A 21084-nucleotide genomic window follows, 5' to 3' on the forward strand; every position below is an offset into this window, starting at 1 on the left:
ATCCGGGGAAGGTTGGAGCCTTTGTGAAGGCCAGCACAGTGGCTGGCGAGGGAGGGATTGAGAAAACTTCTACGCTAGAGGGCGCAAGAAGATGTGAATTCCTTGGGGGGATTCAAGGGGGTGATATGTGGCCGAAATAAATTGGATTCAATGATTTATAAGAGCCAATTTCTCTCCCCAACCCTTCTTGCGGAATGTGGGAAAGAATGGTCACTTAGTAGCGCTTGCTGCCGATCGTTTCGCTATCGTGTCCTCGAAATCACAGTCCAAAGCAGATATCCAAGAACTGACTTCTTCATCTGGTCAGAGGCCGGTTCAACTGATTAGGAACGGGCGGTGGGGGCCCCTGCTTGCGCTGCTGGCTGGTTGTCCCGCCATTCATGGACTCGAATAATTCGGAAGCATCGCGCGCGCGTCGCGGGAATCCGATGCATAGGCCATGGTGCTGGTTCCGACACAGCATGACTTGTTCCATACAGGAAAAAGTGCAGTTCCAAAAGCTCCCCGTGGTCGTGGTCGAAAACGTCCAGCCTTCAGTCAAAATGTTCCCAAATGTTGCGCCTTCCTAATGCAATTTTTTTACATTTCGTGAGGCTATGCATGGAAATACATATGAACGCCTAATGTAAAAAGTAGAGAAAAAAACTATTGGCCAGAGGAATTTGTAACAACTTGTAGTAGCATTTCTGCACCCCAAAAAAGATAAGAAATTCTTGTTCGACTGTGCAGCACAAGGGAGCGGTTGAACAACATCAATCTTTGTAGATGGTTTGCAGGTGGAGCCTCGTTTAGGGCGCTCTGCGGAAATTTTTCACGTGTAGTTACGTGAGGGATGAGTGCGTTTTGAGTTTTGGTTGATGTCGCAAAAATTAAGAAATCAAGGAAGCCAATTCATGGTGCCAAGTATTCGGTGTAGCAAGGCTTTAAATGAAACAAGCGATGGCACGAATTCTCGTGCAGTGCGCAAGCAAATAGTTCAGTATGTTCAGCGGTTTGCCGTAATTGGGCTTGGTGTCATGCTTGGGTTCAGTGGACTGGCTCATGCGCAGGGCATGGCCACTGCGGGCACGGCCAGTGTTGGCCAGAGTGGCTCAGCAAATTACTCCATCCCCATCTCGGTGCCTCCCGGTATCGCCGGACTCGCGCCCAAACTTTCCTTGGAATACAACAGCCAGGGCTCCAACAGTCTCTTGGGAGTCGGTTGGAATCTTTCGGGCCTGTCTGCCATCACTCGTTGTGGCTCAACCCGTGCGACAGACGGTTTGCGAGCAGGGGTGAACTACACGGCAGCAGACCGTTTCTGCATGGATGGCCAAAAGCTGGTTCTTAGCGGTGGCACCTACGGTGCGGCAGGTTCTATCTACCGCACTGAACTTGATGGCTTCAGCCAAATTACGGCCAACGGCACCCAGGGAGTGGGGCCTGCATCTTTCACCGTCAAGACCAAATCGGGCCTGACACTGCAGTACGGCGCTACAAGTGACTCGGCTATCGGCGTTGTAGGTAGCACAACCGTTCGTCTGTGGGCGGTCAACCGGATTACGGACACCGTTGGCAATTACATGACTGTGTCCTATACCACGGACTCTGTGAACGGTTCGTACTATCCCGCAAGCATCAGTTACACCGGCAACGCAAGCCAGTCTCCCACCAACTCGGTGGCATTCGGTTATGTTGCCCGTGCTGACCAGATCCCGCTCTACACGGGCGGCGCTGTTGTTAAAAACACCCAACTGCTCAGCACCGTCAAGACCTATGTCAATGGCAGCTTGGTCAAGACCTATCAGCTAAGTTACAAGAACCAGACCTTTGGCTCCAAGCTCTCGGCACTCACGGCAGTGCAGGAAGTCTTTGCCGATGGCACCACACTACCGGCAACACAAATCAATTGGCCTGGGTACCTGGATTTCGCAAACGGCTGCAGTGCATCTTGCGGGCAGAGCTTTGCTGCAACACCGACAGCGTCTATTTCTGACACTTCCATCACCTCACAGGCGGGCTCTCCTTGGCAGATGGTGACTGGAGACCTGACCGGAGATGGTCGTAACGACTTGGTTGGCTATGTGGTGTCGGGCTCGACTATGCAGGTGCAGACGTGGCTGAGCAGTGGGGCGGGGGCTTATACCAAGACAGCGGCAACGTCTCCTATCAACATTGGCGGCAATAATAGCGGAGCGAGTCTGCTCATTGGTGACCTGAACGGTGACGGGATTCCCGATTTGGTGATTCCTTCATGCAACATTTCCACAACGACCAACGTCAATGGCGGCAATCTGACCGTTACCACTTTACAAGGCAACGGTGACGGAACGTTCGCTGTGCCCAAGACGGTGACTTACGCGGGCGTGCTCTGCAACTCTGTAAGCAGTTTTCGTCTCACGGATCAAAATGGGACTGGGCAGTCCGACTTGATTTGGGTAACCGCATCAGGTTCGACTGTCAGCGTCCATGCCCTCCTGAACAATGGTACAGGCGGCTTTGCGTCTCCCTTTCTTCTTACAGCTACACCCAGCTCGACTCCAGCAGGCTTTACCGCATCCAACATTCAGCCCAACATCTCCTGGACGGACATAGACAATGACGGCATTCCAGATTTGGTGTTGCTGTACGCCAATGGCAATTCGGTTGCTGTTCAGTATTGGCCAGGACTGACAGGTGGCACGCTTGGTAGTCCCATTACTCTAATGAGTGCTTCGGGTACTCCAGGCAATGCCGCATACACCTACTCTGGTAACTACAAGTTGCAGTTGGTAGATGTCAACGGCGATGGCGCACCTGATCTCCTAGCCATGGGCACTGGCGCCAGCGGCGCGACTGCAGACATCTGGATGAACACAGGTGCTGGTCGTTTTGGAAACGTACGCCAGAACGTGATTAATTTCACCGGGGTAGACCTCACCAATTGGACCCCCAACTTTGCGGATGTCAATGGCGACGGGATTGTGGATGTCGTGTATGCCTCGGCAAACGCCGTTGCTGGTACCCAGGCAGCATACGTCTTTATGGGTAATGGCGATGGAACCTTTGGTCAAGCCTACGGCGTCCCCAGTGTGACAGGCACATCCAGTGGCGGAACAACTGGCTGGCAAATGCTCATGAGCGACACGGGAGGCAGTGGACGCACCGATCTGCTGGCCTATAACCCGACGGCCAGTGGCCTGTATGTGCAGACCTGGGCCAATGCAGTGAGTGCTGCACCCACCCTGGTGAGCAGTGTGAGTAACGGTATCGGCGTCTCAGCCAACTTTGCCTATTCCACGTTGAGCAATGCTGCGGTCTACACCAAAGGCGGGGCAGTTGCCTATCCTCAAATCAATCTGAACATTCCTTTGAATGTCGTTAGCAGCGTAACCAGTCCCGATGGAGTCGGTGGAACATTGACGACCAGCTACCGTTACAGCGGAATGCGTTCCGAGGAGTACACAGGGCGCGGACTTGTGGGCTTTGCTTCCATGACGACAACGCAGCAGCAGGGCGCCAATACGGTGTCAACGACGACCACATTTGGTCAGAGTTGGCCTTTTACAGGCTTGCCACTGACTATTGCCAAAACCAATTCAGGAGCAGCTAGCCCCAATCACCAGATTAGCCTGATTACCAACGTCTACGACTGCCAGAACACGGTCGCCAATGGCGCGACTGGAACTAGCTGCGTAGTGGGTTCTGGCAACATGTACTTCCCTTACGCCAAGCAAACGACGGAACAAAGCTGGGACCTCGATGGCACAGTCCTTCCCACGCTCGTCACTACCAATGCATTCGATGGCTTTGGTAATGCGCTGACCACCACGTCTGGAACAGGGGACGGCTACAGCAAGACTTCGGCCAACACCTACACTAACGATACGTCCAATTGGTTCCTGGGTCGCCTTACTCAGTCCACGGTGACCAGCCTGAGTCCTGCTGGTTCGGCAACCCGCACATCTGCCTTTACCTACAACAGTGCCAACGGCCTGCTTGCGACCGAGACCGTAGAACCAACACAGCCGCAGCTTTGCCAGACGACTAGCTATGTCTATGATGCCTACGGCAATAAGACGGGTGCCACGACAGCCAACTGCACTGGCGCGTCGGGATCAGCCCTCTTTACAAGTCGCACCAGCTCCAGTAGTACGGCCACCACCACGGCCAATCCAGTGGCCGGACAGTTCGCAACCAGCAGCACCAATGCGTTGCTTCAGAGCGAATCGCGCCAATATGACAACCGGTTTGGAGTGCTGACCAGCTTGACCGGCCCGAATGGGCTGACGACAAGCTGGATTTATGACGCCTTGGGTCGTCAGACGCTGGAAACCCGCGCCGATGGCAACCGAACCAAGACGCAGTACCTCTATTGTGCTGGAACTAATGGCGGAACCACCGCATGCCCGACCATCAATGGCGCCGCTGCTGCTTACATAGTGATTAGCACCCCACTGGCAAGCGATGGAGTGACGCCCAACGGCGCGTACAGCAAAGCGTACTTCGATGCGCTGGGCAGAAAATTGCGCGTTGAAACCCAGGGCTTTGACGGGTCTGGCAGCAGCACTGCCATCTACCAAGACACCCAGTACAACAACCTAGGCCAGGTGGTGGCCGTCTCTAGGCCCTACTATGCAGGCCAAACAGCCTATTGGAATACAACCGTCTACGACGCTCTGGGGCGTGTAACGTCCTCCACTTCAGCTGACGGCAGCACTTCAAGTGTTCAGTTCAGTGGCCTGGTGACTACCACGACCAATGCCAAAGGCCAGACCACGGTTACCACCAAGAACAGCCAGGCACAGGTTGTGTCCGTCATGGATGCCAATGGTCAGACCAACAGTTTTGTGTACGATCCACTGGGCAATCTGACCACCACCGCCGATGTGGCGGCCAACATCACCACGCTTACCTACGACCTCAAGGGCCGTAAGACCCAGATGGTGGACCCGGATATGGGTACCTGGACATACGCTTATGACGCGTTGGGGCAATTGGTCAAGCAGACCGATGCCATGGGCAATGTCACAACCATGACGTATGACTTGCTGGGGCGCATGACTCTGCGTAGCGAAGCGGACCTTGTATCCAACTGGTACTTTGACAAAGACAGCACCAACGCAGCGTGTGCTCAGGGCATTGGCAAACTGTGCCAATCGACTACCAGCACGGGCTATAGCCGAAAGGCAACTTTCGATAGTCTGGGACGCACGTCCAGCAATGTAACGACACTAGATACGACCTACACCGACAGCGCCACCTATGACGCAAACGGGAGGGTTGCCACGCGTACCTATCCTGGTGGCGTAGTGGTGCAATATGGCTACACGCCTCTAGGCTACTTGCAAACCATCAAGCGCACTTCCAACGGCATCGTGCTCTGGAAGGCCAATGCCATGGATGCAGAAGGGCACTTGTTGCAGCAGACTCTGGGCAATGGACTCGCTACAACCCAGGCTTTCAATCCAGCCAATGGGCGCATCAACTCGATCACAGCCGGTGCGGGCAACGTGGTTCAAAACGCAACCTACCAATATGACGCGTTGGGCAACGTGACCAATCGCAACGACCAGACCCAAAGTCTGGTGGAAACGTTTGGCTATGACAACCTGAACCGCATGACCACGTCTACGGTCAACGCGAGCGCTGCGAGCTACACAGACACCTTTGCGTTTGCAGACAGTGGAAACATCAGCAGTCGTAGTGACCTGGGTGCTTACAGTTATCAAACGGTGAGTGCGCCCGCAACACAAGGCTACACCTGCGCCAGCGGCACGCTGACGGGATCGGGCTCTAGCAGTACGTGTGTCACCACCACCACCACTGCAGCCTCGGTAACCTATTCATGCCCGACTGGTCAGACCCTGCAGGGTACACAGTGCTTGAGTGTGAACAACGTATTGACACCTGCCAATGCAACGTATTCGTGCACGGCACCGGCTGTGCTGAACGGTACCAATTGCGTGACGACAACCAGTGTTGCTGCATCGGTGGGGTACACCTGCCCTACTAATGCAACGCTTTCTGGAACAACCTGCGTCTTTAAGACCAGCACAGCCGCGACACCCAATTACACATGTGCTGCGGGTACCACGCTGTCTGGCTCAAACTGTTTGGGAAGCACCACGGTGGCGGCTTCGGTGAGTAGCTACTCGTGCCCATCAGGGTATTCATTGTCAGGCACAACCTGCAATCAAACGGTAACCAGTGCTGCTTCGCTGCAGACCTCTGCCTGCACATCCGCTGGGTCGCAATATTCTTGGAATGCAGGTGCAAGTCGTTGCGAAAAAAGCGTTTATATACCTGTGGCGAATGTCTGGTATGGGCAGTGCAATGTATCAGTCCCAGCAGGTTTGACTTCAATTGGGGGGCAGGGCACCTCCAATTTTAGTGGGATATGTTTCTATAGCGTTCCCTATGTGTGTCCGGCTGGGCAGAGTTTGTCAGGTGCTAGCTGCTTGAGCTACCTGTCAGTTGCCGCGACGCCCAATTACGCCTGCTCTTCGGGTACCTTGTCGGGGTCAAATTGCATTGTCCCAACTTCGGTCGCTGCAACAGTCGCAAGCTATACGTGTCCAAGTGGACAACAAGTGTCAGGAAATCAGTGCATTAATACGACCACATCCAACGCCACCGCGATTTACTCCTGCACGACGGGCACATTGACGGGAACTGGGGCCAGCAGCACGTGCGTGACTACGACTACAGTTTCTGCTACGTTGGTCTACACCTGCACTAGCGGGACGTTGCAAGGTACGCAATGTTTGCTGAGCAACAACACGCTGGTGGCCGCTAATTCGCAGTACGTGTGTTCTGCCGGAACTCTGAACACCTCCAACCAGTGCGTTATCAGCACGTCAGTGGCTGCAAATGCCGCCTACACATGTCCATCCGGTCAGACGCTCAGCGGTACGGTTTGCATGACCACCGGTGTGGCGCAAGCGCGCCCCCATGCGCTTAGTCTGGTAACTTTGACGGGAAATACGGGCAGTCGCTTCGTAAATTACGATGCCAATGGCAACCGGGCGGCTGAAGTGTGGCAACAGGGCAGCACCGTAAACAATACGCGCAGCTACTCGTACACCAGTTTCAACATGCCTCTGACCTTGTCAGCTACGGCCAGTGGGGCGACAGTCAGTGAGACATACTCCTACGGACCAGAGCACCAGCGTGTCAAGCAGGTTTCAACCACTCTGGGTACGGTGTACTACCTCAATCCGGGGAATTCTGGGGACCTGTCCTTTGAGAAAGAGGTCAAGCCTGACAACAGCATTGAGCTGCGAAGCTATGTGACTGCTGGCGGCAGCGTGGTTGCGCAAATCAAGCAAATCACCAGTAGCGCCAATGCAACCAGCGAGCAGACGCGTTACTTCCAGCGTGACAGCCTGGGAAGCACCAGCGTAGTTACCGATGAAAGTGGTGCAGTGTTGGAGCGGCTGGCTTACGAGCCCTTCGGCAAGCGCAGACAGGTTCCGGGTGCGCAAGACCCCGGCAATGCGATTTCTGACGCCATCGGTCAGCGTGGTTTCACCAACCATGAGCACATGGATGAACTGGGGCTCATCAACATGAACGGACGGGTGTATGACCCGATGACGGCACGGTTCATCAGCGCGGACCCGACGGTCCAGGCGCCAATGAATTCGCAGAGCTATAACCGCTACTCGTACGGCTGGAACAGCCCGCTAAATGGCACCGATCCAAGCGGCTACAACTTTATTGACGACATCGGTAACGCCGTAAATAGCTTCTTTAACAGTGTCGGAAGCACTATCAATCACTGGGGAGACGTGATTCGCACCGACCCCAATGCCAATATGGTTGCGACCGTTGCGGCCGCTTACTATGGCGGAGAGTACATATTTGGTAACACTGCACTTGGCGCCGCATCCGGTGGGTTTTCAGCAGGCATGGTGTCTAGCGGAGGCGATTTGAACGCTGGACTGAAAGGGACTGCGACTGCACTAATGTTCTATGGAGTTGGTAGTGCATTGCCTTATAAAGATGTAGTGGATGCAAACGGTGTTGTAACAGCGGTTGGCAATCCTGTCGGCAATGTATTAGGCCACGCCGCTGTTGGCTGTCTATCAGCTACGATGTCGGGTGGAGATTGTGGTTCGGGAGCAGTGTCGGCAGGTATAAGTGCGTACGCGTCGAACAATATGCCTGGAGTCATTGGCGACTCTAATAGCATGGCTTTGAAAACCGCCTATATATCTGTAATTGGTGGAACCACATCCTCTATTTCTGGCGGTAAGTTTGAAAATGGAGCGACAACGGCGGCTTTTGGATACCTCTTTAACGACCTGATGCATATCACAGGCGGAATGCGTGAAAATACGAACCCTTTTGGGCATTCGGCGTTGGCAGTTGAAGGTGCCGGGTTGTACAGTTACGGAAACAGTACGCCTCTTGGAAGTGACCCTCTTGCTTATATCGCGAGTCAGAGCCAAGTTCGTGACCAACTAATCACAATAATTCCTACTACGTCGCAGCAAGACGCGGCAGCCGTCGAGTTTTTCAGCAGCAAGCCGGGCATGAACAGTGTGGGTATCTTTGACAATTGCTCGGTAAGGACAAGTCAGGCGCTGACGGTCGCAGGTGTTCCGATAGACGGCTCTGGATTCCCTGGCGCATTGGCTCGTCAGACAGCAAAGCTGCCGGGTGTGCAGACTTTCTACATACCGAAAGGTGGAGCGATGCCAAACGCGCTCGTAGATATTGTTAAACAAAAATTTACCCCGTCGTCGCAGCCATGATGAAGCAAAACTTTATGCAAAGCCCTCAATCGGTTTATGTTGGAACTTTGGTTGTATGGGGTCTTTTGGTTGTTGGGCATTTCGGTTGGTACCTGCGCCAAGCGTTTAGCGCGATGCCTACGGATGAGGTCTACGCTAACAGCATCGGTTTCCAGTTCGTTGCGTTCGGGCTGACTCGATTCCCGTATTGGTTGGTGGCTATCGTGGCTGTCCTTCTATTGGAGTTTTTTGTCTTCCGTCGCCGCTGACGGGTGTATGGCAAAGCCGTCGCGGCATGACGGCGGTCAGTCCAGCAGGCGCTGGGTTGCCGCAGCGCTCGGGGGAGCCGACAGAATCGAGGGCCGGTCCAAGGCCCGGTGCGCGCCCACGCGCACGATGCTGGCGGGACCGCAGCCTACAAGCGCAGCGTGAGGGCTCAAGAACTGAAGAATATTGTCGTGCCAAAGGCTTTGCATATCGAATTGTTTGAAACCACGCGGAGCGTAGTTGGCTTGCAGTGCAAGTGCGGTGAACTGGCTTCACGACGAATTTCTAAATGTTATTGAAAGTTTTTTTCTAAAGTCTAAAGAGATATATGTTAATGGTTAAGAGATTCTTTATTGGTACTTGTCTTTTGGCACTATTGTCGGGATGTGCACCGCAAGGCGTTGTTCACCTACCTGATTCCGGAGTGGGTGAAAATTCACTGAAGGTGGTTGATACCAGACCACAAGAAGAAAGGGGCTCTTCGACTTCGACAAATTGCAGTGGTTTTGGCAAAGGCTGGTTGGCCGTAACCGATTCTGCATTTTCTTATTCGCGTATCAACTATTTGCGGAAAGTGATTGATTCCAGCTATCCCAGGCGATTCTCGGAACTAAAAATATCACGCTTTCAAACCTGCTATACCAGACCATCCGCAGGTGGTGCTGCCTTTGCAGGCATTTCATATGCTCTGGCCCTTGTGGTCGAAGCGAACAAAAGCAGAGTCCCTCCTTCCGTCAGAACTGTTATTGAGTTCAATCTAGATGGGGCCAATTATTCCGTCGAAAACGAAGCTGTTTATACAGCGGGCCCCACTTTCGGTCATGCGCTTGGTGATTCGTCGCTCGTCGACATGATTGAAAAGTCTGTGATAAACGCCGCAGGAGTTGGCGTTGAGAAAATTAAAATGTCGTTGTGAAGTGGTGGCATTGCTATCTAAACCTGATTAAGGCTTATGCGACTGCTTTGAAGTAATGCACATATATGAAAAATAAATTGAAATTGATGTTGTGTGCTGCGGTGATTGTTGCTCTGACCGCATGTGGTGGCGGAGGAGGAGGTGGTGGTTCCACGACTCAGACAACCAATCAAACTGTTGCGTCCACCGATACATTCCAGCTTCGTGCCGCGAATGCAGCCGCAAGTCAGCAGACCTCAGCTCTTACGTTCAGCATTTCCGGAAATTACAACTCCGTGGCGATTTCTGGAAGTGGAACGTTGTCTCGTAGTGCAGCGACGACCACCACGTTTGAAGGAGTCACCGCGCTTGCACAAACTTCCACAATAAACGGAACTTTTTCTGCCAACGGCACAACGTACACACTCTCAACCACTGACATTAGCTACTCCGACTCCAACTATTTGCCGCTAGGTACTCGCGGATCGGAATACGAAGTGGTCAATGGAACTGCAAATATTCCCAATACAGTTGTGGTAAATGATTCTGGTACGGTTTACACAGCGAGTAGATATACGGATAGCACAAAGTCAACATCTGCGGGAAGTGTTACGGTTACCTATTCGGTGACTGCAGATACAGCGCACACTGCATTGCTGAAATTCACTTATGTTTACCGGGACACGAATTCAGTCGTCACCAACACGGATGTCTCGACATTTCGGATCACGCCTTCAGGTGGTGCCACTTACATCTCTAGTGCTTCCAGCTTTACAAACGGCAATCTGATCACTTTGGTGTTTCAGTAATTGGAATGTCAAGTGACGGTGGATCGTTGAGAGTACTTTGGATGAAATTGCCAGCTACCGGTGACCTCAAAGCGAGTCGAGCAAGGGGCTTTACACTTCTTGAACTGTTGGTGGTCATGGTCATCATCGGCTTGCTCGCGGGCTACGTCGCACCCCGTTACTTCACCCAGGTCGGCAAGTCCGAAGTCAAAGCCGCCCGGGCCCAGATCGACGCATTAGAAAAAGCCCTGGAAACCTATCGGCTGGACACCGGGCGCTATCCAACCACGGAAGAGGGACTGGCCGCTTTGATGACGGCTCCTGCCGGTGTGACTCGCTGGCAAGGTCCCTACCTCAAAAAGGCGCTTCCTCCAGACCCCTGGGGCAACCCCTATCACTACCGCCAACCTGGTGAACATGGGGACTTCGACTTGTATTCCTACGGGCGTGATGGCAAGCCGGGTGGCAAAGATGAAGATGCAGACATTGTCAACTGGTGAAGTACAAGCCAGTTCGTGGCATCGTTTGCGTGACATGCGTGGTAGTGCATGAAGTTCCTTGTGCGTGCATATGACGCCAATGCATTGGGTGCAAGCAGCGCCGCAGTCATGCTGCGGGACCTGCACATTGAAGCACCCAATGTCACTGTTGCAACCCAACAAGCGCAGTCGCAAGGGCTTACCGTGGTTTCTGCACGGACTCTTGAAGTCTCATGGTTTCGTACCAATGGACGCGGGGTAGACAAGGCATCCGTGCTGCTCTTTTGCCAAGAGCTGCTGGCCTTGTTGCAGGCTGGCATGGGGCTGGTCGAGGCAATAGAAATCCTGCAGCAAAAGGCCAGAGAGGGCGCAATACGGGAAGTGCTGGGTACGGTGATGGATCACCTCCATGCTGGTAAAACGCTTTCGCAGTCCATGGAGTTGGCGCAGTTACCAAGGGCGGGTAATGGTGCCAGTGCAGAGCCCGTTTTCCCAACACTGTTGGTTGCGACCATCCGTTCAGCCGAGCGCACCGGCCAGATCACCGAAGCGCTCAAGCGCTACCTGGATTACCAGACTGAGCTGAACGCCGTTCGCGACAAAGTCATTGCCGCCAGTGTCTATCCGGCGCTGCTCATGGGCATTGGGCTTTTGGTCATCCTGTTTTTAATGACCTACGTGGTCCCCAGGTTCAGCTCCATTTATGCCGATGTCGGTCAGGACCACTTGCCGCTGCTGTCGCGCTGGCTGATGCAGTGGGGCATTTTGATTAATGAGCATCTGCTGACACTGGGTGCCATGTTCATCGCGGCCATCGGAGGCTGCGCCTATGCGCTGAGCCGAAAACCCCTGCAAGCATGGTTGATTCAGCAGTTCTGGAAACTCCCACGCATTGGCGAGTATTTGCGTACCTACCAGTTGGCCCAATTTGTGCGCACCCTGTCCATGCTGCTGTCTGGGGGTATCCCTTTGGTGCGAGCGCTGGATATGACGTCAGACCTGTTGGCACAGCCTGCACTCTCCAAAGGGCTCACATCAGCCCGCCAAGCCATTTCCGAAGGCCAATCCGTGTCTGACGCATTTGCCGCCCATGGATTGGCAACCGCTGTGGGTGTCCGTCTATTGGCATCCGGTGAGCGCTCTGGCGACCTGGCCCAAGTGATGGGACGTATTGCAGGGTTTTACGATGCCGAGGTGGCACGAGCTGTAGCGTGGTTTTCGCGTCTGTTTGAGCCGGTACTGATGATCGTGATCGGCTTGTCCATTGGGGCCATCATTATTTTGATGTACATGCCCATTTTTGAATTGGCTGGAAGCATTCAATGATGTTGGCTGACATTCTTTTTCTGGCGAGGGATAAGACAGGCGGTGATGTCGCCGCGTTCTGGCGCTTGTTGGCCGAAGAGCTGGGGACAACAGACCAGGACTGCCTGCAGCAGGTTGGGAAATTCCTGGACATGCCCGTACTGGCTTTGCAGGACCTGGAGGCATTGACGCCAAATTTTGAGCGACTGAGTTTTACCCAATGCGTACAACGCTGGGCGGTTCCTCTCAAAGCCCCCACCCCAAATCTTGATCCCGTTAGCGCCCCCGTGCTGACCGTGGCCCTGGCAGACCCGCTGGATACGGAGCTGCAAACCTGGATTCAGAGCCGACTCAGTCAATCTGCAAGCGTTGAGCTGGCGCATGCACCGGGTAGTGAAGGCCCCGCACGAGAGCGTATTCGCTGGTGCATAACTCACCCCCAAGATTTGCAAATCTATTTAGCAGCACAAGAAGCCCGGCTGCAGTCCATGAATGCGGCACTGGCCGATGTGCAAAACGACGATGAGGGTGAAGTGCTGGTGGTGGACGACCTCACCATGTCTTCCATCGCGCAGGACAGCAGCCCCATCGTGCGGCTGGTCAACTCCACCATTCTGGATGCCATGAAGGCCCAAGCCAGCGACATCCATCTGGAGAGTGTCGCTGCAGGCCTGCAAATCAAGTACCGCATTGACGGCGTACTCAGCCAGGCGGGGCAGATGCCGGGACGCGATGCAGCCAGTCAGGTGGTGTCGCGTATCAAGGTGATGGCCGAACTCGACATTTCGGAGCAACGCGTACCCCAGGATGGCCGCTTCAAACTCTCGATTCAGGGCCGTGCGGTGGACTTTCGGGTATCGGTTATGCCTAGCCTCTTTGGTGAAGACGTAGTGATCCGCATTCTGGACAAACGGGCGCTGACCACCCAGATGCAGGGACTCAACCTGGAACTCCTTGGCTATGACGGGGAGATGCTGCGCAACGTCAGAAACCTGGCCCGTGAATCCTACGGGATGCTGCTGGTCACTGGCCCTACAGGTTCAGGAAAGACCACCACACTGTACGCAGCGCTCACCGAGATCAACCATGGGGACATGAAAATTGTCACCATCGAAGACCCCATTGAGTACGAGCTCGCTGGCATCCTGCAAATCCCCGTAAATGAAAAAAAAGGACTGACCTTTGCCAGGGGCTTACGCTCCATTCTGCGGCACGATCCCGATAAGATTCTGGTTGGCGAAATCCGGGACTCGGAGACAGCACAGATTGCCATTCAATCTGCACTGACCGGGCACCTGGTATTTACCAGCGTGCATGCCAACAACGTCTTTGATGTGCTGGGGCGTTTCCTGCATCTAGGGGTGGATACCTACAGCTTTGTGTCGGCACTGAACGGCGTGCTAGCGCAGCGCCTGGTGCGCATGATCTGCGAACATTGCAAAGAGAGCTACTCCATGCAGCGCGACCTTCTTGCCAAGGAATTGGGCCAAGACACCTCAATGATGGAAGAGCAGGTGCCGCTCTATCGGGGTGTGGGATGCAGTGTTTGCCGGGGAACGGGGTACAAGGGAAGACGGGCGATTTCCGAGTTGCTACTGTTGGACGACGAGTTGCGCGAAGTCATCATTGCCCGCGCACCGATTCGGGCGTTGAAAGAAATGGCCAAGGCCAAGGGGACGGTGTTTTTGCGCGATGCGGCCATTGAAGCCGCGCTCAAAGGCTGGACCACGTTGGATGAAGTCAACCGCGTGGCATTTGCCCATTGACCGGCATGAAGACGGAGCAAGCGACGCCTGCCAAGGCGCTTTCCCCCAAACGACCGGCGCGGTTCAGCCTGGGCAATCTGCTGCAGCGCTTGCTTCAGTTTCTGCCCGCATTTGGAGCCACGCAAACTACGGTAGTAGCGCTACGTGCTCAAGCCGATCCGATGCAGTCGATCATGCAATTGCCTGAACAAGGGCGAGCTGCACGTTGCGTGGTGATTCTGCCGAATGACTGGATGGAGTGGGCCAGCATCCCGTGGTTGGGACCTAAGCTGAGGGAAGAGGAACGCTTGGCAGTCCAAGGTCAGCGTTTGAACGTACTGTATGGACCATCGACCGACCGCCATGTGGCTGTTGGCACCGTGCGGTTTGGCTGTGGCCAATGGATTGCCGCCGCTTCCCGGTCCCGCATCCTAGCATTGCAGGAATTGCTGGCCGCAAAGGGCTTTACCAAATTTAGTTTGGTTCCCGCTCACGCAGAGGCCTGGAGGGCCTATCTGCAGTGGCGCAAAACAGGACAGGCGCGTGCGCATGGGTTCAAGGGTGTCGATGGCGCAGGGCGGTCTGACAAGATTCAGCGTGACCACATGTTTGCAACGCTGGATAGCTCCACTCTCACCGTCTCATGGCAGCGGTATGTTGCATCTGCCAACGTCGCTTTGGAAGCACATTTGGGGCCTTTGATCGGGGTGCGCAACCTTTCGCTAGCCCAAGCAGGTTGGGAAGTAGGGGACTGGTCGCAAGAGCTTGTTCGGTGTCTGCAACGTGAAGTCTTATTGCAGCGGTTGACCAATCCTCACGTCACGGTAATCGTAAGACGGTCCGGCACTACATCAAACGACGCAGTCGCCAACTTCCCGCAGGAGTGGGAAGTGCTGCATACACCGGACTGGCAGTTGCTCACAGCGTTCAAACCTGCATCGGGAAGTCGTGGCGTTGTTCATGATCGAAGTGCGATGCATGGCGGCGCCCTTAGCTTCGCAGGACAAGACTTCGATCTTGATTTCGCAAAGCCTTCAGCGGATTTTGTAACCAAGCCGAAATGGGGCCGCTGGGCACTGGGTCTTGCCCTGCTGGGCACAGTGGTGACGGGGGCGCTGTATCAAAGACAGTCCGATGCCCTCGTTCAACTTCAGGAAACGCTGGCGCAGTCAGCATCTGACCGGCAGCAGAAGGCCAAGACATTGCTATCCAAGGACACGCCGCAAAGTGCATGGGAGAGGGCTGAGCGTGCCCAAATGCTCCAGGTTCGTTCCAGCCTTGATCTTCCCTGGGAGTCGCTGTTTCAGTGCATTGAGTCGTCGGTCAATTCGGACATCACGCTTTCGCAAATTCAGCCTGATCCGCACGCTGGAGATCTGGTCATCGCAGGGGACGCCAAAACATTCAAGGCCATTGGTGCCATGGTCACCAAGCTGGAAGAAAACGCCTTAGCGCCGATCCCAGAAGGTACCAAGCCGACAACACAGAGTAAAGAAAAGCCTGTGCAAAGTCTGGTTGCCGCATGCCGGGACCTGCGCATGCCGTATTTGAGCAGCTTCCAGGTCAATGAGCAGGACCCGCAGCGCACGCTGCACTTCGAGATTCGCGCACAGTGGATGAAACCACGGGCGGGGCAGGGTAGTGCCAACCCCTCGGATGCACCTTCCAAATCGTCCATGGCAACCGGGGTTGAACCATGAAGTTTGGGTTGGTTGCGGCCTCCGTCTCCAATACCGTGCGTTGGCAGGTACAGCGCGCTGTATGGCTGTTGGGTACATGGCTAGGCAATGGCCGCTGGATGGCATGGGCAGCAGTCATTCTTTTGACGGCGTGTGCAGGATTCATCGGGAGTGCGCTTATCCCGATGCATACGCGGGTTGCGAGTCTGGAGGCCCAAGCAGTCGATGTACTGGTGGACAGCTCCGCAACGGGAGCAACCCAGACAAGCAACCATTCCAGTAAAACGAGCGATGACTTGCTGGAGTCGTTGCCCGAAGTGCAGAAGCGCACGGCCATTCTGGAGGCGATGGTGGATGCTGCGCCCAAGCACAATCTGTATCTGCAGCAAGCCCAGTACCAATGGCTTGACAAGTCTGTCGGCACCTCAGACTCCGCCACGAACCCTTCAGGCCCGGTTGACCATCCCAAGCGTGAGTCCATTCAGGCACTGCAGTGGACCGTGCCGGTGAAGGGAAGCTACCGTGATATTCGTGAATACGTGGGTGAGCTGCTGGCGTCCAACCCTTCTTTGGCGCTGGACTCCATCGCTCTGAATCGGGATGGACCGGCAGGCTCCCGCTTGAATGTGGACCTGGCGTTTACCTTGTACATGCGAGGTGACCGATGAGCCAGCACGGTAACGGCAGCTTGCGCAAAGCCGCGCTATGGGGCGCACTTTTACTCAGTGTGGGCGCATCCGTTTACACCTACTACCAGGACTTGAGAGGTCAGGGTAGCGAATCCATCTCTGAGCCACTGGTGCACGAAAAGAAGCTGACGCAAAGCAATCCGGAATTGGCATCGGATACTGCTGTCGTAAGTCAGCCGCCCGGCGGTGCATCGAGCGCATCCAAAGACGTCAAGACCAAGGTGCTTCTTGATCCGTTTGCGCCGTTGGCCGTAGCACTACCCCCACCGCCAGCACCCGTGGCTCCGGCGGTTGTGGCGCCACCCTCCGCACCACCATTGCCATTCCAGTATGCGGGTAAGTTCGAGCAACCCCTGGCAAAGAACGCTGCCAAGGGTTCTGCTACCCAAACCGTGGTGTACCTCACACGGGGTAATGACTCTTATGCGGTTGCGCCAGGAGACGCCATCGATGCCAATTACCAGTTTGTCGGCATGGAGGGCGACACCCTGGTGTTTATGTACGTGCCGCTTTCCACGCGCCAGACCCTGCCGATTGGTCCCTGATTGCACCCTGAATAGCTTTGAACGATTGAGACACCCATTTATGCACCTGCTCCGTTCCGTTTCACGCACCCTGGTCATTACCGCGTGTCTATTGCTGTGCGTGGCGCTGACGTCCTGCGCCAGTGCCAATTTCCGGGAAGCGCAGCGGCTTCTCAATGAAGGCAACGTAGAGGCGGGTCTATCTACCCTCAAGACGGTCGTCGATACGGAGCCCCACAACCTGGAAGCTGCTTCGCAGTACCACATGCGCCTGCGTAGCTATGCCAACACCGCTTTGAGCCAAGGCTTGATGCTGCGCCAGCAAGGCAAGTACGACGAAGCCAAGGCCGTCTATGAGCGCCTCTTGCAACTTGATCCTGCCAATACGGCGGCGCAAGATGCCTTGTCTGGACTGCCCAGGGAGTCACGTGAGTCGTCCTGGGTTATCTCTGGCATGGAAGCCCTCAAGGGTGGGGATGTGGACAAGGCGCAGGCATCCGTGCGCCAAGTCCTCACGGAAAACCCCGAGCACTATGGAGCCCAGCGCTTGCAGCAGGATATTGAGGAGTTGCTGGGTACGCGCGCCGGTCACGAGATGATGCAAGAGCTCTCTTTGAAACTCCCCAAGGGAGAACCCGTCAGCATGGAGTTTCGCGATGCCAACCTCAAGATGGTGTTTGACGCGCTGGGTCGCTCCAGCGGCGTGAACTTCGTGCTGGACAAGGATGTGCGGCCTGACTTGCGGGTCACAATTTCTGTGCGCAATGCGCCGCTCGAAGACGCCGTGAAAGTGATCCTGCAAAGCAACCAGTTGGAATACAAGGTGCTCAATGCCAATTCGGTGCTGATTTATCCCAGCGTTGCTGAAAAGCTCAAGGTCTACCAAGACCTGGTGGTCAAGGCCTTCTATCTGCAAAACGCCGATGTCAAGCAGGTGCAGTCCAACCTGAAGACCATCCTCAAGACCAAAGACACCATCATTGATGAAAAGCTCAATCTGCTGATCATGCGTGATACGCCCGATGTCGTATCCGCCGCAGAAAAGATCATTGCGCTGCAAGACTTGAAGGAGCCAGAGGTCATGCTGGAAGTGGAGATTCTGGAGGTCAACCGCTCCAAGCTCACCAACCTGGGCATCCAATGGCCCTCGGCAGTGACGCTGACACCCCTGGCATCGAGCTCAGGCAATGGACTGACGCTTTCTGACCTGCGCAATACCAACGAGAGTTCCATCGGTGTATCTGGGGTCAATGCCACGATCAACCTGAACAAGACCATCACAGACGCCAATATTTTGGCCAACCCACGCATCCGTGTGCGAAACCGCGAGACGGCCAAGATCATGATTGGGGACAAGCTGCCAGTGATCACAAGCAATGTGACCTCCACCGGGGTGATTTCTCCCAATGTGTCGTATCTGGACGTTGGTTTGAAACTGGAAGTGCAGCCCGATATCCGTCTTAAAAGCGATATTGGCATCAAGGTGGACCTGGAGGTCAGCTCTGTGACCAAGCAGTTCTTGCTGACCAACGGAACACAGACCTACCAGATTGGCACCCGCAATGCATCAACCAGATTGCGTCTGCGTGATGGTGAGACGCAGATTCTGGGGGGGCTGATCAATGAGCAGGAGGGCACCAGCGCCAATCGCATTCCGGGCATTGGTGACCTGCCTGTCTTGAACCGCATATTCGGGTCTCAGAGTGACTCCAAAGACCGCACCGAACTGGTGTTGTCCATCACGCCACACTTGATTCGCAACCTCACCCTGCCAACCGCAAACCAGACCCAGTTCTGGTCGGGGACGGAAAGCAGTCTGCGGCTTCCCGCGCTCGGGGCTTCCCTGAACCGGGATGGCGTTGTTGCGCAGGACAAAGCCAAGGGACAAGATTCCAACGGCAGCGCCTCACTGGGTAAATCTGCCAATGAGGGGGCGAGTGCCAATTCCGCCAAGGTTTTAAAATCGCCACTGGAGTCTGCCAAAAACATCGCATTGACTTGGAAAACAGGCGCATCTACAGATGGGGTGCAAGACTTGGTTCTGATCATGAAAGCCGATGGCACTGTCCGAAGCCTTCCCCTGCAGATTGCATTTGATCCGGCTGCCGTTCAGGTTCTGTCAGTGCAAGAGGGTAATTACTTCAAGCGGGATGGCACCAACACCACTTTCTCTAGCAGCATTGATGCGCAAAAGGGACGCATTTTTGTAACCACCACGCGCAACGATGCAGCCGGTGCCCCAGCCGCAGAGGACACTGTGCTGAGCATCAAGGTGCGCACGCTTGGCACAGCGCAGACCACAAGCCCTGCTATACCTCCAGCCAATTGGACGATTCTGAACGCGGAGCCCATCGTTGCCAGCGGCGAGCGCCCCGCAGTGTTGCTGCCGGCACCTTTTGTGATGCCGGTTGGCGTACCAGCCACGGGCGCAACTGCCAGCGGCACATCGGCAACCACTGCATCTGCTGCAGCCCCTGTGCAGTGAGCATGAAGTCTTTGCCCGTTCTGGCCTCTACCGAAATGCGTTGCCGTAACCGCGGTTTCACTCTGGTGGAAATGCTGGTGACGGTGGTGATCGTGGGGATTCTGGCCAGTGCCGTGTTTCCGCTCACGCACTTGGCCAACAAAAGGGCCAAGGAAGCGCAGCTTCGGTCTAGTTTGCAGCAAATCAGAGGGGCGATTGATGCCTACAAACGAGCGGCGGACAGTGGGCACATTGTTTTGAAATCAGGGGAGAGTGGTTATCCGCCTAGTTTGCAGGTGCTGCTGGATGGAGTAGTGGATGCCAAACCGAGTCAGCCGGTCACCGCAGGGGCGGCGCCAAAGCCCCAGCGCATGTACTTCCTACGCCAGATTCCGCGTGACCCTATGAATGGGGACACAACACTCAATCCGGCAGATACCTGGGGCTTGCGCAGTTACGCATCCAGCCACGAAGAACCCAAGGCCGGTGTGGACGTGTACGACGTTTTCTCCAAGTCCACGGACAAGGGGTTGAATGACCAACCGTACAACACCTGGTGAGCCGTTGTCCATGACGAAGCAAAACGGTTTCAGCAACGACAGACCAGTGCAACGCGTGAGATGCGCGAAGACGCATACGGGATTCACGCTGATTGAATTGCTGGTGGTGTTGGCGATCATCGGGACTTTGTTGTCGATTGCAGCGCCCCGTTACACGGGCAGTGTGGACAAGGCCAATTTGGCAGTCCTACAGCAAAACCTCTCGGCCCTGCGTGACTCCATAGACAAGATGCATGGAGATTCCGGAAAGTACCCGCAGTCCCTGGACGAATTGGTTGCTGCCAAATACCTGCGCCGAATTCCCATTGACCCCATCACGGGGTCGGCAACAACATGGGTGCTGGTGCAGTCCAGCGACCCGAATGCTCCGGGGGTGGTGGATGTGCACAGCGGTGCACCTGGAAAGACCCGCCAGGGCCAAGTCTACGGAGAGCTGTGATGCAGGGGCTGAAAAGAGACGCCAAAAGGCAGCAGAAGTGGGCAGGCGGCACGCGCACAAAAACCCGTCGAGGAAGCAATGGCACCGTGTATCTGACCATGCTGTTTGCGGTGGCCTTCCTGGGTGTGGCGTTGGCGGGAGTTGGGCAGTTGTGGGCTACCGAGCGTCAGCGCCAAAAAGAGGCGGAATTATTGGCGATTGGGGAAGAATTCTCTCTCGCCATTGAGAGCTACTACCGAAGTTCTCCGGGATTGGTGAAGACGTATCCACGTCGCCTTGATGATTTGTTGTTGGATGGCCGCTTCCTGTTTGTGAAGCGGCATTTACGGCAGGTTTATTTAGACCCGATGACGGGGACGCGGGATTGGCGGTTGGTGATGAGTCCAACAGGGGGATTCAATGGGGTTGCAAGTATGTCGGACAAGACACCAATCAAGACGGCGAACTTTGATGACCGGTTTGTTTCGTTTGCAGGAAAGAAGAAGTATTCGGAGTGGGTGTTTGGGCTTGAAGGCCCATAACAGAGACGGTGCGTATTGACAGCAGAAAAC

Annotated in this window: 15 protein-coding genes; 14 read left to right on the forward strand and 1 reads right to left on the reverse strand. The window is 55.0% G+C overall.

The genetic code is table 11. The features are described 5' to 3' along the window. Nucleotides 1–893: 893 nt before the first annotated feature. On the forward strand, nt 894–8720 hold the full coding sequence (locus tag AC1RMF_RS07635) for an FG-GAP-like repeat-containing protein (RefSeq protein ID WP_493140951.1): 7827 nt from the start codon (nt 894–896) through the stop codon (nt 8718–8720). Continuing rightward, a complete protein-coding gene (locus tag AC1RMF_RS07640; protein WP_493140954.1) occupies nt 8717–8968 on the forward strand; it encodes a hypothetical protein in 252 nt (83 codons plus the stop codon). The genes AC1RMF_RS07635 and AC1RMF_RS07640 overlap by 4 nt, the downstream gene beginning before the upstream one ends. Before the next feature lie 36 nt (nt 8969–9004). Here the strand turns inward: AC1RMF_RS07640 and AC1RMF_RS07645 are convergent, their stop codons facing one another. After that, complete coding sequence (locus AC1RMF_RS07645) at nt 9005–9139, reverse strand: hypothetical protein (RefSeq protein ID WP_493140956.1); 135 nt, start codon at nt 9137–9139, stop codon at nt 9005–9007. 161 nt (nt 9140–9300) lie between these two features. On the opposite strand from AC1RMF_RS07645, the gene AC1RMF_RS07650 reads away from it, so the two are divergent. The 12 genes from AC1RMF_RS07650 (at nt 9301) to AC1RMF_RS07705 (ending at nt 21054) form a co-directional block, all read left to right on the forward strand. Then, on the forward strand, nt 9301–9882 hold the full coding sequence (locus AC1RMF_RS07650; RefSeq protein ID WP_493140958.1) for a hypothetical protein: 582 nt from the start codon (nt 9301–9303) through the stop codon (nt 9880–9882). A gap of 65 nt (nt 9883–9947) precedes the next feature. After that, nucleotides 9948–10670 (forward strand): hypothetical protein, encoded by a 723-nt coding sequence (locus AC1RMF_RS07655; RefSeq protein WP_493140960.1) that lies wholly within the window; start codon nt 9948–9950, stop codon nt 10668–10670. Nucleotides 10671–10711: 41 nt separating this feature from the next. Continuing rightward, on the forward strand, nt 10712–11149 hold the full coding sequence (gspG, locus tag AC1RMF_RS07660; RefSeq protein WP_493140962.1) for a type II secretion system major pseudopilin GspG: 438 nt from the start codon (nt 10712–10714) through the stop codon (nt 11147–11149). A 60-nt stretch (nt 11150–11209) separates the two neighbouring features. After that, a complete protein-coding gene (locus tag AC1RMF_RS07665) occupies nt 11210–12454 on the forward strand; it encodes a type II secretion system F family protein (protein ID WP_493140964.1) in 1245 nt (414 codons plus the stop codon). After that, nucleotides 12451–14199: a GspE/PulE family protein gene (locus AC1RMF_RS07670; RefSeq protein ID WP_493140966.1), complete on the forward strand. Its 1749-nt coding sequence runs from the start codon at nt 12451–12453 to the stop codon at nt 14197–14199. The genes AC1RMF_RS07665 and AC1RMF_RS07670 overlap by 4 nt, the downstream gene beginning before the upstream one ends. 5 nt (nt 14200–14204) lie before the next feature. After that, nucleotides 14205–15878: a hypothetical protein gene (locus AC1RMF_RS07675; RefSeq protein WP_493140968.1), complete on the forward strand. Its 1674-nt coding sequence runs from the start codon at nt 14205–14207 to the stop codon at nt 15876–15878. Beyond that, a complete protein-coding gene (locus AC1RMF_RS07680; RefSeq protein ID WP_493140970.1) occupies nt 15875–16525 on the forward strand; it encodes a hypothetical protein in 651 nt (216 codons plus the stop codon). The genes AC1RMF_RS07675 and AC1RMF_RS07680 overlap by 4 nt, the downstream gene beginning before the upstream one ends. Continuing rightward, complete coding sequence (locus tag AC1RMF_RS07685) at nt 16522–17091, forward strand: hypothetical protein (protein WP_493140972.1); 570 nt, start codon at nt 16522–16524, stop codon at nt 17089–17091. The genes AC1RMF_RS07680 and AC1RMF_RS07685 overlap by 4 nt, the downstream gene beginning before the upstream one ends. 40 nt (nt 17092–17131) lie before the next feature. Further along, nucleotides 17132–19555: a secretin GspD/PilQ domain-containing protein gene (locus tag AC1RMF_RS07690; RefSeq protein WP_493140974.1), complete on the forward strand. Its 2424-nt coding sequence runs from the start codon at nt 17132–17134 to the stop codon at nt 19553–19555. 2 nt (nt 19556–19557) lie between these two features. Next, nucleotides 19558–20094, forward strand: a complete 537-nt coding sequence (locus AC1RMF_RS07695; RefSeq protein WP_493140976.1) for a type II secretion system protein — start codon at nt 19558–19560, stop codon at nt 20092–20094. 10 nt (nt 20095–20104) lie between these two features. Next, a complete protein-coding gene (locus AC1RMF_RS07700; protein WP_493140978.1) occupies nt 20105–20533 on the forward strand; it encodes a type II secretion system protein in 429 nt (142 codons plus the stop codon). After that, nucleotides 20533–21054 (forward strand): type II secretion system protein, encoded by a 522-nt coding sequence (locus AC1RMF_RS07705; protein WP_493140980.1) that lies wholly within the window; start codon nt 20533–20535, stop codon nt 21052–21054. The genes AC1RMF_RS07700 and AC1RMF_RS07705 overlap by 1 nt, the downstream gene beginning before the upstream one ends. Nucleotides 21055–21084: the final 30 nt, after the last annotated feature.

The sequence above is a fragment of the Rhodoferax sp. GW822-FHT04A08 genome (assembly GCF_058801025.1).

Bases quoted from the DNA above. Each gene is read 5' to 3' on its own strand.
- AC1RMF_RS07635 (WP_493140951.1), top strand. From the start codon at position 894: ATGGTGCCAAGTATTCGGTGTAGCAAGGCTTTAAATGAAACAAGCGAT.
- AC1RMF_RS07640 (WP_493140954.1), top strand. From the start codon at position 8,717: ATGATGAAGCAAAACTTTATGCAAAGCCCTCAATCGGTTTATGTTGGA.
- AC1RMF_RS07650 (WP_493140958.1), top strand. From the start codon at position 9,301: ATGGTTAAGAGATTCTTTATTGGTACTTGTCTTTTGGCACTATTGTCG.
- AC1RMF_RS07655 (WP_493140960.1), top strand. From the start codon at position 9,948: ATGAAAAATAAATTGAAATTGATGTTGTGTGCTGCGGTGATTGTTGCT.
- gspG (WP_493140962.1), top strand. From the start codon at position 10,712: ATGAAATTGCCAGCTACCGGTGACCTCAAAGCGAGTCGAGCAAGGGGC.
- AC1RMF_RS07670 (WP_493140966.1), top strand. From the start codon at position 12,451: ATGATGTTGGCTGACATTCTTTTTCTGGCGAGGGATAAGACAGGCGGT.
- AC1RMF_RS07675 (WP_493140968.1), top strand. From the start codon at position 14,205: ATGAAGACGGAGCAAGCGACGCCTGCCAAGGCGCTTTCCCCCAAACGA.
- AC1RMF_RS07680 (WP_493140970.1), top strand. From the start codon at position 15,875: ATGAAGTTTGGGTTGGTTGCGGCCTCCGTCTCCAATACCGTGCGTTGG.
- AC1RMF_RS07685 (WP_493140972.1), top strand. From the start codon at position 16,522: ATGAGCCAGCACGGTAACGGCAGCTTGCGCAAAGCCGCGCTATGGGGC.
- AC1RMF_RS07690 (WP_493140974.1), top strand. From the start codon at position 17,132: ATGCACCTGCTCCGTTCCGTTTCACGCACCCTGGTCATTACCGCGTGT.
- AC1RMF_RS07695 (WP_493140976.1), top strand. From the start codon at position 19,558: ATGAAGTCTTTGCCCGTTCTGGCCTCTACCGAAATGCGTTGCCGTAAC.
- AC1RMF_RS07700 (WP_493140978.1), top strand. From the start codon at position 20,105: ATGACGAAGCAAAACGGTTTCAGCAACGACAGACCAGTGCAACGCGTG.
- AC1RMF_RS07705 (WP_493140980.1), top strand. From the start codon at position 20,533: ATGCAGGGGCTGAAAAGAGACGCCAAAAGGCAGCAGAAGTGGGCAGGC.